The 15,539-nt window shown below is 64.2% G+C and carries 8 protein-coding genes; 3 read left to right on the top strand and 5 right to left on the bottom strand.

The features are described from left to right. Window positions 1–36: 36 nt before the first annotated feature. Entirely contained in the window at window positions 37–1,941 is a 1,905-nt protein-coding gene (gene thrS / locus LL972_RS11190) for a threonine--tRNA ligase (protein ID WP_228327661.1), read from the bottom strand. A gap of 324 nt (window positions 1,942–2,265) precedes the next feature. On the opposite strand from thrS, the gene LL972_RS11195 reads away from it, so the two are divergent. Continuing rightward, window positions 2,266–3,387, top strand: a complete 1,122-nt coding sequence (locus tag LL972_RS11195) for a LacI family DNA-binding transcriptional regulator (RefSeq protein WP_228327662.1) — start codon at window positions 2,266–2,268, stop codon at window positions 3,385–3,387. A 141-nt stretch (window positions 3,388–3,528) separates the two neighbouring features. Here the strand turns inward: LL972_RS11195 and LL972_RS11200 are convergent, their stop codons facing one another. The 3 genes from LL972_RS11200 to LL972_RS11210 are packed head-to-tail and all read right to left on the bottom strand — an operon-like array spanning window position 3,529 to window position 8,860. After that, window positions 3,529–5,172, bottom strand: a complete 1,644-nt coding sequence (locus tag LL972_RS11200; RefSeq protein WP_429002144.1) for an alpha-amylase family glycosyl hydrolase — start codon at window positions 5,170–5,172, stop codon at window positions 3,529–3,531. Between the two features lie 26 nt (window positions 5,173–5,198). Beyond that, on the bottom strand, window positions 5,199–6,677 hold the full coding sequence (locus tag LL972_RS11205; protein ID WP_228327663.1) for an MFS transporter: 1,479 nt from the start codon (window positions 6,675–6,677) through the stop codon (window positions 5,199–5,201). Continuing rightward, entirely contained in the window at window positions 6,674–8,860 is a 2,187-nt protein-coding gene (locus LL972_RS11210) for a Six-hairpin glycosidase-like protein (protein WP_228327664.1), read from the bottom strand. The genes LL972_RS11205 and LL972_RS11210 overlap by 4 nt, the downstream gene beginning before the upstream one ends. 242 nt (window positions 8,861–9,102) lie before the next feature. Here LL972_RS11210 and LL972_RS11215 point away from each other — a divergent pair, with 242 nt between their 5' ends. Next, entirely contained in the window at window positions 9,103–11,181 is a 2,079-nt protein-coding gene (locus LL972_RS11215; RefSeq protein ID WP_228327665.1) for a glycoside hydrolase family 97 protein, read from the top strand. Between the two features lie 312 nt (window positions 11,182–11,493). Then, a complete protein-coding gene (locus LL972_RS11220) occupies window positions 11,494–14,268 on the top strand; it encodes a TonB-dependent receptor (protein WP_228327666.1) in 2,775 nt (924 codons plus the stop codon). 939 nt (window positions 14,269–15,207) lie between these two features. Here the strand turns inward: LL972_RS11220 and LL972_RS11225 are convergent. Next, a partial coding sequence (locus LL972_RS11225) for a DUF3459 domain-containing protein (RefSeq protein ID WP_228327667.1) occupies window positions 15,208–15,539 on the bottom strand: 332 nt, incomplete at its 5' end.

Below are 15,539 nucleotides of genomic sequence, written 5' to 3' on the forward strand. Positions count from 1 at the left end.
GGCGCATCCGGATCATCCAGACCGGCCGGGGTTGGCTCACGCTGCCTGCTCTGCCTGCAGACGCTCGATGAAGGCCGAGACCGTCATGGTCCCGAGGTCCTCTCCCGAACGTGTCCGCACGGCGACGGCGCCGTTTTCCTTCTCGCGGTCACCGACGACGAGGAGATAAGGCACGCGTTGCAGCGTATGCTCGCGAATCTTATATCCGATCTTCTCGTTACGCAAATCGGCGTTCACACGGAAGCCTTGATTTGCAAGGGTTTTCCGAACCGAGTCGACATAGTCTGCCTGGGCATCGGTGATATTTGCGACAACGACCTGGACCGGGGCGAGCCAGGCGGGGAAGGCGCCGGCGTGGTGTTCGATCAAAATGCCGATGAAACGCTCCATCGAACCGACGATCGCCCGGTGCAGCATGACCGGATGCTTTTTCTGGCTGTGCTCGTCCACATACTCGGCACCGAGGCGGCCGGGCATCATAAAATCGACCTGCATGGTGCCCAGTTGCCAGGTGCGGCCGATGGCGTCCTTGAGGTGGTACTCGATCTTGGGGCCGTAGAAGGCACCCTCGCCCGGCAGCTCCTGCCACTCCACCCCGCATACGCCCAGCGCGCTGCGCAGCGCGGCTTCGGCCTTGTCCCAGGTGACGTCGTCGCCCAGGCGCTTTTCCGGGCGCAGCGCGATCTTGATCTCGATGTCGTCGAAGCCGAACGCGGTGTAGACCGCCAGTGCCTGTTGATGGAAGGCGGTGACTTCGGCTTCGATCTGCGATTCCAGGCAGAACACATGCCCGTCGTCTTGGGTGAAGCCGCGCACGCGCAGGATGCCATGCAGCGCGCCGGAGGGCTCGTTGCGGTGGCAGGCGCCGAACTCGCCGTAGCGGATCGGCAGGTCGCGGTAGCTGTGCAGGCCCTGGTTGAACACCTGCACGTGACCCGGGCAATTCATCGGCTTGACCGCATAAGTGCGCTTCTCCGACTCGGTGAAGAACATCGCGTCCTGGTAGTTGTCCCAGTGGCCGGATTTCTGCCACAGCGACACGTCCAGGATCTGCGGGCAGCGCACCTCGCCGTAGCCGCTGTCGCGATAGACCTTGCGCATGTATTGCTCGACCACCTGCCACAGCGACCAGCCCTTGGGATGCCAGAACACCAGGCCAGGCGCCTCTTCCTGCAGATGGAACAGGTCCTGCTGCTTGCCGATGCGGCGATGGTCGCGCTTGTCGGCTTCTTCCATGCGCAGGATATAGGCGTCCAGCTGTTTCTTGTCGGCCCAGGCGGTGCCGTAGATGCGCTGCAGCTGCTCGTTCTTGGCATCGCCGCGCCAGTAGGCGCCGGAAATGCGGGTCAGCTTGAAAGCCTTGAGGAAGCGCGTGTTTGGCACGTGCGGGCCGCGGCACATGTCCACGTATTCCTGGTGGTAGTACAGGCCCATCGCGGTGATGTCGGCGGACATGTCCTCGATCAGGCGCAGCTTGTACTCCTCGCCGCGCTGGGTGAACACTTCGATCACCTCGGCGCGCGGGGTGACCTTCTTGATCACCTCGTAGTCCTGCGCGATCAGCTCCTGCATGCGCTGCTCGATCGCGGCCATGTCTTCGGGCGTGAACGGGCGCTCGCTGTAGATGTCGTAGTAGAAGCCTTCGGCGATGACCGGGCCGATCACCATCTTGACCTCCGGGTACAGCTGCTTGACCGCATGCCCGACTAGATGCGCGCAGGAGTGGCGGATGATCTCCACGCCTTCGGGGTCCTTGGCGGTGATGATGCGCAGGCTGGCATCGTGGTCGATGACGTCGCTGGCATCGACCAGCTGGCCGTCGACCTGGCCGGCGATGGTCGCCTTGGCCAGGCCGGCGCCGATCGACTGGGCGACCTGCATCACCGAGACGGGGGATTCGAATTCGCGGCGGCTGCCGTCGGGGAGCGTGATGTTGATCATGGGCAAGAATGAGGTCTGGGCTGGCTGCAGCGCGATGGCTGCAAGGGAGATCTGCCCACTGCGGGACAGGCTCGGATAAAGGGGTGGCGAGAGATGGTGCAGAAACAACGCCGTGCGGGCGCCTTGCCAACTGGCGCGGCCGGAATCAGCGGTGGGCGGTGGTAGTGCTCATGTCGCACGCTGGGCCGGCGCGGGGCGCGGGCCACCTTCTCGCAAGGGGTCTTGAGGCGAATGGTAAACCAATCAGCCCGCCGTTGCGCATGCCGGCACCGGGCCGGCGGGCGCGTGGCATGATGCCGGCCACCTGTGCTGCCAGTGCCGACCATGACCATCAAGGGTAAAGCCACCTCGCTGGATATCGCCTACCTGGCCGGCGTGTCGCAGCCGACCGTGTCGCGCGCACTGCGCGGCAGCCCGATGGTCAACGAAGAGACCCGCAAGCGCATCCTGCGCATCGCCAAGAAATTGAACTACAAGGTCGACAAGAACGCCTCGTCGCTGCGGCTGCGCAATGCCGGCACGCTGGCCTTGCTGTTCTTCGAAGACCCCACCGCCGACGATTCGCTGATCAACCCGTTCTTCCATTCGATGCTGGGCTCGATCACCCGCGCCTGCGCGCTGCAGGGTTACGACCTGCTGGTGTCCTTCCAGCAGCTGTCCAAGGATTGGCAGGCCGATTACGAAGACAGCAACAAGGCCGACGGCATCATCCTGCTCGGCTATGGCGACTACCAGCAGTCGCGCCAGCGGCTGCAGCTACTGGTCGAGCAAGGCACGCATTTCGTGCGCTGGGGCGCGGCGCTGCCGGGACAGCCGGGCATTTCGATCGGCAGCGACAACTACCAGGGCGGGCTGGACATCACCGCGCATCTGCTCGCGCAGGGCTGCCGCCGCATCGCCTTTCTCGGCCACGCGTCCAATCATTATCCCGAGTTCGAAGAGCGCTACCGCGGCTACGTGGCTGCGCTGAAGCTGCAGGACTTGGTGGCCGATCGCGCGCTGCAGTTCGATGCCATCACCACCGAATCGTCCGGCCATGCCGCGTGCATGGCGCTGCTCGACAGTGGCCTAGCCTTCGATGCGGTATGTGCGGCCAGCGACCTGATTGCGATCGGCGCCATGCGCGCCTTGCGCGAACGCGGCTTGCGGGTGCCGCAGGATGTCGCGGTGAGCGGCTTCGACGATATCGCCCTGGCGGCGTCGGTGGCGCCGGCGTTGTCGACGGTGCAGCAGGACACCAAGCAGGCCGGCACGCTGCTGGTGGAAAGCCTGGTGGCGCTGATCCGCGGCGAAGCGGCGCAGAGCCGCACCATCCCGGTGCGGCTTGCGCTGCGTGATTCCTCGCGCAGCAGTGGGCTGCAGCCGCCGTTGGGCTGGAGGCCGTCTGGCGCGGAGACCGGCGAGGCGGTGCTTGGTCGGGCGGCTGATGGGGCTGTCAGGCGTTGAATCGGGAATCGGGAATCGGGAATCGTTGGAGCATACGTGGCGGGCTGCGCGGGGTCGGCCGCAGCCGTTGACGCCTCGTAGGAGCGCACCCGGGCGCGACGGGGCGTTCCCGGTAATGCCCTGTCGCGCCCGGGTGCGCTCCTACCTGTTGCGGGCGTCGCGCGCGGCCTGCTCGGCCATCTGCAGATCGAGCTGCTTGCGCAAGGCCGGATCAGTGACCGGCGCATCCGAGAGCAGCACGCGCACGCCGTGCGCGGGCACCGCAGCCAGCAGCCGACGTTGCACCCGCACCTGCTCGCCGCTCACCGCATCGCGCCAGGTGCCGGGCTGCAGAAAACGCGTCACTGCGATGGTCGCCGCTGCGTCGCCCTTGTTGAGCAGCACCAATGCCGTCTGGCTGGTACCCGCATGCTGATAGACCCGCAAAAACGCCGCGTGATCCCCGCGTAGCAGCACATCCACCTGTACGCCGCGCTGCAATGCCGGGATATCGCGACGCAGCCGCGCGATCTGCTGCAATGGGCCGAAGATCGGGCTTTGCGGCGCGGTGCGGATGCGCTCCTGACCAAAATAGTTGCGGTTGCCTGCGTGTTCGGCACGCCCGCGCATGAAGCCGGTCTCCGAGCCGTAATAGATCACCGGGATGCCGCGCGCGGTAAACAGCCAGTTGTGCGCATCGATGAAGCCGGTGTCGCTGGCGTCCAGGCGCGCCATGTCGTGGTTGTCGTAGAAACTCATCAGCTCGTACGGATTGGCATACGGCCCCTGGCGCAGAAACAACGGCGTGGCGAGCTTTTCGAACCCGGCCTGCTCATGGCCGAAGACAGCGGAGAGCTGCTGCTTCAACGGGAAATCCAGCACACTGACGCCGGCATTGCGCGCCCAGGTATGCCCGGCAATCTTGTTGGCGTCGTAATCGAAGGCCTCGCCGAACATGAAGAACCCCGGACGTTTTTCGCGGATGCGTGCCACGAACGCATGCCAGAAGCGGTCAGGCATCCAGCCGATGGTGTCGATACGGAACGCGTCAGCGCCCTGCTCCATCCACTGCAGATACGCACCAGCCAGGTAATCGAGTACCGCAGGATTGTTTTCGTTGAGATCGGACAACTCGGCCAGGCCGCCGCCGGTGTTGTAGAACGCGTGCAGCGGAATGTGCTGCGGATCCAGCTGCGCCGGTGGCAGATTCTGGTGATCGGCGACCAGGCGGCCATTGGCGTCGTACAGCTTGCCGAAGCCAGGCTGCGCCACCGGCATGCTGTAGGCCGGCGATCCATGATTGCCCACGATATCCAGTACCACTTTCAACTGCTTGGCATGCATGGCGCGGGTGAAGCCGGCAAAGTCCAGGCCCGGGCTGGGCAGATGCTCATCGAGCTTGTAGAAGTTCACGCCCCAGTAGCCGTGGTAGCCGGTCTTGCCGTGGTCGCTGAGCGTACTGCCGCAGCTGATCGGCTTGCCGCCGGTGAAGGCCTCGTCCGGATTGTCGACGATGGGCGTGATCCAGACCGCACCAAACCCCAGGTCGCGGATGTAGTCGGCATGCTCGACGATGCCTTTGAAATCGCCCCCCCGATAACCGATGTTGTCGCCGACGCCATCGGCACAAGGCGTCGGCACATCGAACGTGCGATGCGCACCGCCCTGGTCGCGTTGATCGTTGCCGGGATCGCCATTGACGAAACGGTCGGTCACCACGAAATACACCGCGTCGGCAGCGAACGGCTCCAGCGTGCCGTAGTAATCGCCAGATGCAGCCGCTGCATTCGCCGCGCCTGCACACATCATCACTCCAGCCATCATCACACGCATCACTGCCCTCCCGAGGCCACTGGAACCCGCACCACGCACACGCCGGCAATGAGCAAGCTGGCGCCGCCAATGGCCAGCGCATGGATCGGCTGACCGCCGAGCCACATGCGCAACACGAAGCCCAGCGCGCTGGCCGCGACCAACTGCGGAATCACGATGAAGAAATTGAAGATGCCCATGTACACGCCCATCTTGGCAGCGGGCACGCTGTCGGACAGCAGGGCGTAGGGCAGCGACAGGATCGAGGCCCAGGCAAAGCCCACGCCCAGCATCGACAACAATAGCCACTGCGGATCGCGGATCACCAGCATCGACAGCAGCCCGGCAGCGCCGAGCCACAGATTGCACAGATGGCTCCAGCGCAGGCCGATCGCACGCACCAACAATGGAATGACCAAAGCCGCCAACGCCGCAAAGCCGTTGTAGGCGCCGAACAACACGCCCACCCAGTTCGCGCCATCGTTATAGGCGGCCGATGCGGTGTCGTTCGCACCGAAGTGCACCTGGGTGATCGCGGCGGTGGTGTAGATCCACATCGCAAACAGCGCAAACCAAGAGAAGAACTGCACCCAGGCCAGGCGCCGCATCGTCAGCGGCATGCTGCGCACGTCCTGCACGATCGTCACCAACATGCTGGTGGACGGCAGCACGCGCGCCAATGCAAGCAACGCACCGTAGGCGACGCACAGGCCGGCCAGCACGTAGAGCATGCGGTCGCCGTGCTGCCAGGCGATCGCAGCGGCAAGCAGCACACCGATGCCGCACCAAAGCGCACTGGCACGCTGCGATGGCAAGGTGCCAGCGATCGCTGCAGCCATGACAGGCGGATGCGCATCGTCGAAACTGGCCAGCTGCTGCGGGCTGTATTCGCGCGTGCGCAACACCGTCCAGCTGATCGACAGGAACAGCACCATTGCACCGAGATAAAAGGCGTAGCGCACGCTGTCGGGCACCTGTCCTGGCGGCGCGGTATTGGCCACGCCCCAGTGCGTCAGCAGCCATGGCAGAAAGCTCGCCACGATCGCCCCCATACCGATGAAGAAGCTCTGCATCGCATAGCCGGCGGGCCGCTGCGCGGGTGGCAACTGGTCGCCGACCAGGGCGCGGAATGGCTCCATCGAGATGTTGATCGAGGCATCTAGCACCCACAAGGTGCCGGCGGCAATCCACAGCATCGGCGCGTTGGGCATCACCAGCAAGGCCAGTGTGGTGAAGACTGCGCCGACCATGAAATACGGGCGCCGGCGTCCCCATGGGGTCCAGGTACGGTCGGACAGGTAGCCGATGATGGGCTGCACGATCAGGCCGGTCAGCGGTGCGGCAATCCACAAGCCGGGTACGTCGTCGACCTGCGCACCCAGGGTCTGGAAGATGCGGCTGGCATTGGCGTTCTGCAGCGCGAAGCCGAACTGGATGCCGAGAAAGCCGAAGCACATGTTCCAGATCTGCCAGAAACTCAGGCGTGGTTTGGTGGTCATTGCGCAGCCTCCGTGCTCGCCGCAGGTCCGACCAGCAGCGCGCTCACCTGCGCGGTGTTGACCACCCCATCACGACCACCGCGGCCGCCGTTGTACTGCGCAAAATGCGCCAGCGCACTCATGTTGAAGCCATCCTCCAGCCGGAACCGGCACTGCTGCCCGGCCACCGCAGTGAAGCTGACCTGCGTGGACAATTGCTCGCCCACGCTATGCGGCATCACCACGACCTGCGACTGCGTCGCCTGCCCCGGGCATTCCAGCAGCAGCCGCTTGAGCGCCGCGGTGACGCCGGTATTGATCGGGCCGTTGGGGTTGCGATAACGCAGCGATACGCGATGCTGGCCCGCGCGCGTGGCAGTCCAAACCCAGGCCTCGCTGCCCGGGACTTCCTGCAACGGGCCGAGCGTCAACGCGGGACTGTGCAGCGACTCCAGGCCATCGGCGCGACGGGTCAGGCTGAGCACGTGCAGCAGGCCGTCCTCGCGCAGGTCCCAATGCTGCGTGGCGTCCAACGCATGCCCATCCACGTACAGCGTCGTCCCAGCCGGAATCACGATGCGATAGCCATCGCCCTGCCGTTGCGCGACGGGCGCCTCCGGCGTGCTGGGTGCGAACACCTGGCCTGGCTGCGGCGGTGCGGTGGTATCGGCCTTGCGACCGATCAGATGCACCAACGTGGTCTGGCCTTGTTGCTCGACCTTCCCCGCCACCAGCAACTCACCTGCACTCGCCGTCGGCCGCTGCAGCACATAGCGTCGGGCGCCCTGTTCAAGCACGATCTGCTGGCGATCGCCAAACAACAACGGCACCAACGTACGCGGCAGTTTAGGCGTCACACTGCCATCGGCGCCAATGCCGAACACGCCTTCCAGCACCGCGGAGAGATAGCCGGCAACCGACCACAACTGCCGCGGCGAATTCACCACCGGGCCGCTGCGTGCACCCTCCTCCACGTGCACGGCCAGGCTCTGCATCTCGTAGTTTTCCATGTTGGAGCCGGCCAACGCGCTGCCGCGCATCAACGACTGCAGCTCCAGCGCAATACGCGGCACATCGTCCAGCTGGCGTGCGGCGCGCAGCGCATACGCGCTGACGAAGGGCCTGACGGCGCGGTTGTGGTAGATCGGCTGCTCGGCTTCCTGCGGCCACACCACCGGGCTGCCGCCGGCAACCATCGGATACCTGCGCAGTGCGATACGCGCGCGGTCTTTCGGAAATACATCGGCCAGCACGCCGAGCGACACGCCGAGCAGATCGACCTTGGCATAGCGCACCGGATGCGCCGCATTGCCCAGATAGCTCACATACTGGTTGCTGCGCGCATCCCAGAAGCGAGCAGCGATGGCCTGACGCAAGGCATCGGCCCACTGGGCATATTGGTCCGCGCGCGCATCGCCATGCTGGCGCGCCAGTTGCTCGGCCAGACGCAGGGCCTGGTAGTGCAACACGTTGGTGGACAAGGCAAAGGACTCGGCGATGAAGCGCACATCCTGGCGCGTCCACTGCGGGTAAGTCTGCTCGCGCCAATCCAGGAACGAGGTTTCGCCACGGTAGAGTCCGATCTGCGCCTCGAATACCGCGGCACGGTCTTGCGCGATGGTGTCCTGTAATGCACGCCAGACCTCTTCAGCGAATGGCTGATCGTCCAGCAGGCCACGCGCGGCGAGGAACCACACCACACGGTCGCTGCTGATCGGCCAGCTGCCACCGGAGCCGGTGTCCTGCGCAACGAACAATCCCGGCGTCTGCCCGTCGCGCGCCGCCGACAGCTTGAAGCGCAGCGCATTGCGCGTACGCTCCGGCTCCAGCCGCGCCAATGCCAGGTCGGCGGCGAAGCTGACATCGCGCGTCCACACATAAGGCCAGCGCTCACCGGTTTCGAAACATGCGCATGGCACCGGCTTGCCGTCATTGAAGGCCGGATCGCGGATCGCATCGACGCGGTCGTCGGCCATTTCCTGCTGGGCCATGGCAAACAAGGGATCGAACAATGGACTGGCAGTGTGCGTGCGCATCGGTTGCGGCCCGATGCGGCGCTCGCCCTGCGGCCAGCGCAGCACAAACCCACCGTCTTCGAGCGCCTGCGCCTGCGCACGGCGGCCCTGGAATTCCAGCTCGTCGGCCAATACCGGCGAGCTTGCCGCAACGCCGAGCGTTGCAGCCATGCAGATCATCTTCAGCATCGACGCGGCGAGACGGCTTGCACCGTCGGCCTCCCTCCCTCGTTGCACGCGTTGTAGTGCGCGGCACTGGCGTGCCACGGGCGCGGACCCTCCCAGGTGCCGTGGCGCCATGGTAGACGCGCACTCCGGGGTTCGGCACCACTGCATACGTATTCATGGCATTGGCCGCAGTGCAGCATGACCCATCCACGCCGCAGCGCTGCATAGTCGCCGCTGACGCAATGGCCGCCTTGGGAGGGGATATGCCGCTGGTTTCACGTCGCGTGCGTTCGATATCGCGCACCGCATGCAGTGCGCGACTGCTTGTCCTGCTGCTTGGCAGTCTTTCCGGCATCGCGCAGGCCGAGCGCATCGCCATCAGTGCCGATTCGCCCGGCAACGTCCTGCAGGTCACACTGGAAGTGGACGGCGGCACGCCCTATTACCGCGTGCAACGCCTGGGTCAGCCAGTGCTGGAACGCTCGCGCCTGGGTTTCCAGTTGCGCGACGGCCGGCTGGACCGCGGCCTGGTCGTCCTCTCGCAAGCACGCCAAGCCCATGACGATACCTGGGAACAACCTTGGGGCGAGACGCGCCTGGTGCGCAACCACTACAACGAACTACGCGTCAGTCTTGGCGAACCCGGTCGCGCGCAGCGCAGGATCGATGTGATCTTCCGCGTGTATGACGATGGCATCGGCCTGCGCTATCACTTCCCCGAACAAGCGGGATTACGCGAAGCCATCATCGACGAGGAAATCACCGAATTCGCCATCGCGCAGCCGTCCGAAGCGTGGTGGATTCCTGCAGGCGAGCCGATCCACTACGAATACCTGTATCAGCGCACGCCGTTGAACCAGGTCGCGTTGGCGCATACGCCACTCACCTTGCGTACCGACAGCGGGCTGCACGTCGCGCTGCATGAGGCGGCGCTGGTCGACTACGCCGGCATGTGGCTGCGCCGTACCGAAGGCCAGCGCCTGCGCGCGCACTTGTCGCCCGCCGCCGAAGGCTGGAAGGTGCGGCGCACGCTGCCGTTCGATACGCCGTGGCGCACGCTGCAGATCGCCGACCAGGCCACCGGCCTGGTGGAGTCCAACCTGATCCTCAACCTCAACGCGCCCAATGCCCTGGGCGATGTGAGCTGGGTCAAGCCGTCCAAATATGTCGGGGTGTGGTGGTCGATGCATCTCAACCAGCAGACCTGGGCGACCGGGCCGACCCACGGCGCCACCACGGCCAACACCAGGCGCTACATCGACTTCGCTGCAGCACATGGCTTTCGTGGGGTACTGGTGGAAGGCTGGAATCCGGGCTGGGACGGCGAATGGTTCGGCAACGGCGGCAGTTTCGATTTCACCAGGCCGACACCGGATTTCGATTTGCCCGCACTGAGCAAATACGCCGCCGGCAAGGGCGTGCATCTGATCGGCCATCATGAAACGGGGTGCGCAGTGGATCATTACGAAGACCAGATCGCCGAAGCGATGGACCTGTACGCCCGGTTCGGCGTGGACTCGGTCAAGACCGGCTATGTCTGCGACGACGGCCAGGTGGAACGTCGCAACCCGGCAGGCGGCACACCGCTGCGCGAATGGCACGACGGCCAATGGATGGCGCGCCATCATCTGCGCGTGGTGCAGGAAGCCGCCGCGCGCCACCTGGCGGTCAACGCGCACGAGCCGATCAAGGACACCGGCCTGCGCCGCACCTATCCCAACTGGATCTCGCGCGAAGGCGCGCGCGGCATGGAATACAACGCCTGGGGCCAGCCACCGAATCCGCCCGAGCACGAGGTCAATCTGGTGTTCACCCGCCTGCTCGCCGGGCCGATGGATTACACGCCCGGCATCGTCAGCCTGAAAGGCCGCAATGGCCAGGCGATCCCCAGCACGCTTGCGCGCCAGTTGGCGATGTACGTGACGCTTTACAGCCCGATCCAGATGGCCGCCGATCTGCCCGAGCATTATTTGCAGCACCGCGACGCCTTCCGCTTCATCGAAGACGTGGCGGTGGATTGGGATCAGACCCGTGCCTTGAATGGCGAAGTCGGCGACTACGTCACCATCGCGCGCAAGGACCGGCATAGCCGCGACTGGTTCCTGGGCAGCATCACCGACGAGCATGGCCGGCTGCTGCAGGTGCCGCTCGGTTTTCTTGAGCCCGGCGTGCGTTACACCGCGCAGATCTATCGCGACGGCGACGGTGCGGACTATCTCAGCAACCCGTTTGCCTTTGTAAGCGAACAACGCCAGGTCAGCAGCGCCGACACGCTGGAACTGCGTCTTGCACCAGGCGGTGGGCAGGCGATTCGTTTTATGCCGATGGAGGGCAGGCGCTGACCTGGTCGCAACGGGCTGAAGAGACCTTCAACGCGATCGAGTGCATCACGCAGCGGCACGGCAGCCGCTGCAGATTGCGCATTGGCGTTGCCTCACAACACGCCAGTGGCGTACCGCGCTGCAGCGAAGCCTGCGTGGAATCGATTTCAGCGCAATCGGCCGGGTTGAATACGTATGCAGTGGCCGTTTGCACCCAGGTGCCGTGTCTACCATACGTCGCAGTCGTGATGCCCGTGGTGGCGCGCGATGCAATGCATCCAGGCGTCTGCCGGATCGAAAAATCAAAGAACAACATGTACCTGGGAGGGGAAAATGTTGAAGTACAAGCGCTCCGCGCTGAGTATCGCCCTGGCCGTTGCCATGGCACCGACGTTGGCGGCCGCGCAATCGGCGGCGCCGGCGCAAGCAACCGACACCGAACAAACTGCTTCCGAAAAGACCGCCGGCGCGGTGACCGACCTGGACAAGGTCCAGGTCACCGGCCTACGTCGGGCGATCGAAGGCGCCATCTCGGTCAAGCGAGATTCCACCTCGATCGTGGAAGCCATTTCGGCCGAAGACATCGGCCGCCTGCCGGACGTCAGCATCGCCGAGTCGCTCGCACGTCTGCCCGGCCTGGCTGCACAGCGTGTTGCCGGTCGCGCGCAGGTGATCAGCGTGCGCGGGCTGTCGCCGGATTTTTCCACCACCCTGCTCAACGGCCGCGAAGTGGTCAGCACCGGTGACAACCGCAGCGTGGAATTCGACCAATACCCGTCCGAACTGGTCAGCGGCGTCACCGTCTACAAGACGCCTGACGCCGGCCTGGTCGGCCAGGGTTTGTCCGGCACCGTCGACATGCAGACCGCACGCCCGCTCAGCTACAACGAGCGCGTGATCGCCGTCGGCGGCCGTTACCAGCGCAATTCGCTGGGCAAGGCTGCCAACGTCGATCCATACGGCAACCGCTTCAATATCAGTTACATCGACCAGTTCGCCGACCGCACCATCGGCCTGACCATCGGCTACGCCCACACCGATATGCCAATCCAGGAAAACCAGGTGGGCCTGTACGAGCCCTGGCAACCAGTCAATGCACAGCGCCCGCGCCCCGGCGTGGCCGATGGCGTGTACTTTTCCGACGGCATCAAGGCATTGCGCCGCACCGGCAACCAGAAGCGCGACGGCGTCATGGCCACGTTGCAGTACCGCCCGTCCAACGCCTGGACCAGCACGCTCGACGCCTTCCATACCGAAGCCGAGCAGATCGACACCGCCAACCAGTTCGAGCTCAACCTGAGCAATTACAACGGTGGCTATACGCCGGGCTTGAACATCAGCAACGTGCGCGTCAACGACAGCAACAGCTTCGTCGGCGGCACCGCCAGCGGCGTCTATCCACTGGTCCGCGGCATGTACAACAAGCGCGAAGACACCATCGACGCGTTTGGCTGGAACAACGAAATCTCTGCCGGCGCGGTCAAGCTCGTCGCCGACCTGAATTACTCCAAGGCAACCCGCGACGAATTGAACCTCGAGAACAATCTCCAACGTGCGCCCATGCCGCAGCTGGACACCGTGGGCGTGTCTGTCGTCGGCAATGGTTTCTCGCAGCTGGCGCCGGGCATGAATTATTCCAGTCCTGACGCATTGTTCCTGACCAATACCATCTACGGCTCCGGCTACGGCAAGGTGCCGCGGGTGGAAGATGTGCTCAAGGGCGCACGCCTGCAGGCCAGCTTCCCGATGCCCGAAGCGTTGAGCTGGTTCTCGGATCTGGATGTGGGTGTCAACTACGCCAACCGCGAAAAACAAAAAACTCAGCCCGAAGGCAACATCACCCTCGGCGGGCAGGGCGAATCCACCATCGCACCGGACCTGCAGTACGCGCCGGTCAATCTGGGCTTTGCCGGCATCGGCGCCCTGCCCGCCTGGAACGTGCCGGCGGTAGTCTCGCGCTACATGCTGTTCAACCCCAGCGACGACGCCTCGTTCCTTGTTTCCAAGGCCTGGACCGTCGAAGAGAAGATCACCACCGCCTGGGTGCGTGCCAATCTCGATACCGAATGGGGCGATGTGGGCGTGCGCGGCAACCTCGGCGTGCAGTTGCAGAGCGCCGATCAATCCTCGCGCGCGAACTATTGGGATGCTTCGCAGCCGGTGGGCAGCGAAGTGCGCCCGATCGACGACGGCAAAACCTATCGCGACTGGTTGCCCAGCTTGAACCTTGCGTTTCAGTTCCCGTACGAGCAGACCTTGCGTTTTGCGATGGCAAAGCAGGTCGCGCGTCCGCGCGTGGATCAGCTGCGCGCCTCGCTGGAATTCGGTGTCGACACCTCCACCGGCCGCCCGGGTGCCAGCGGCGGTAACCCGATGCTCGACCCCTGGCGCGCGAACGCCATCGATCTTTCCTACGAAAAATATTTTGCCGAGCGCGCCTACGTGGCCGCAGCGTTCTTCTACAAGGACCTGAAGAGCTACATCTACACCCAGAGCCGCGACAACTACGATTTTTCCGCATTGGTCGCCGGCTACGTGCCGCCGCCGGGCTCGGCACCGGTGCTGACTACCGGTACCTTCAGCGCCCCGTTCAACGGCAAGGGCGGCACGCTGCGCGGCGTCGAACTCACCGCCTCGCTGCCGCTGGATCTGCTGTTCGCCCGGTTGCAAGGCTTCGGCATCCAGGCCAGCGCCACCTTCAACGACAGCGACGTCAAGATTCGCGACCCGGAAAGCGCCTCCAGTGTCGGCAATGGCGAGATCAGCCTGCCCGGCCTGTCCGAACGCGTCTACAACCTCACCGCCTACTACGAGCACAAGGGTTTCGAGGCACGCGTCAGCCAGCGCCGCCGCTCAGACTTCATCGGCGAGATCGGCAACTTCAACGGCAACCGCACGCTGCGCTACGTAGTCGGCGAAAACATCACCGACGCGCAGATCAGCTACAGCTTCAGCGACAGCAGCGATCTCGCCGGCCTGACCCTGCTGCTGCAGGCCAGCAACCTCAGCAACTCGCCCTACCGCACCTATGCCGAAACCAAGGACCGTCCGCTGGAGTACATCGAATGGGGCCGCACCTTCGTGTTGGGCGTCAACTACAAGTTCTGATGAGATGTGACCTGCAAGCGATGCGCTGATTGGCTACATCGTTAGTTGTGGCTACATCGTACCTGTAGCCGCAACGTCACCTGTGGCTGCATCGCTACCTGTAGCTACTGCGTTACCTGTGGCTGCAGCGTTACCTATGGCTACGGCGTCACTTGTGGCTATCGTGGCACCTAGTTACATCGTTACTTGAGGCTGCATCGTCATCTGTAGCTGACTCACTGCCTGTAGCTGACTCGTTGCCTGTGGCAGACTCGTTGCCTGTGGCTGCAGCGTTCCCTGCGTGCCACTGAGCTGACCGCTCACGGCGCCAGTCCTCTCCACCAGGAGCGCCAAAGCCCCTCTCCCGCCGGGAGAGGGCTTGGGGTGAGGGTACGGCACAAGCCGTGTGCATCCACCAGGCGGGGCTCAGCTCCGCTCCATGGGCCTTCAGAGAGCGCCATTCAAGATGCGGCTCCCACCTAGAAGAACCAAATGCTCTCCTGATCAAAACGACAACATCGACCAAAGAAAAACCCGCCAGCGTGATGCTGGCGGGTTTTCTTTGGTTCTCACAATCCCGAGCTTGCATCCACCTCAGCAGACCACACAAGATCAACCATCAATCAATCACGCAACAGTCGCGCATTAGCAGTGTCCTGCGCACAGCATTCGCCTGCAGCACTGCGATGGCGTCAAGGCCGCCCGGCTCGCAATCGATCACCCCTCAATCTGTGGCCTCCTGGTCGAAACACCCGGAGGGCGAGGAGAGCAGCACACCCTGCATCATCCAGACAGCAACGACCTGATCGACTGAGAGCAGCCGCACAGCTGGCGTCGCGATGTAGATGCTCAACAAATTAAGCAACTGTCAAGGTATAAAAAAAAGCAAGGCGTCCCCAAGGAATGCCTTGCTACGCTCCTGGCAATCACTCACCTACAGTTACCGGGCGCGACACACCGTCAACCGCCCGCGATCGCGCAAACCACCGCATGCCCGGCCAGGCGCAGGTGGCCATGGTCGATGGCTCCGCGCTCCACGCCCGGCACATCGACTTGCCTCCACGCGCCAGCCGGAAGCCCAAGTTCGGCCCTGTGCGCCGACAGATTGAATGCCAGCAACATCACCCGGCCGGCATGCTCGCGCCGGAACATCAACACAGGCTCGGCGGTGTCGTAGAACGTGATCGCACCCTCGCGCAACGCAGGCTCGCCCTTGTGTCGACTCCCCGTAAAATTGGTCCATCCATAGTTAGAGGTCCCCGGGCACACTAGCCACCAAGGAGACCAACGAT

Origin of the sequence: Xanthomonas campestris pv. asclepiadis, assembly GCF_020784175.1 — a bacterium.
GTDB classification, from domain to species: Bacteria; Pseudomonadota; Gammaproteobacteria; order Xanthomonadales; family Xanthomonadaceae; genus Xanthomonas; species Xanthomonas campestris_D.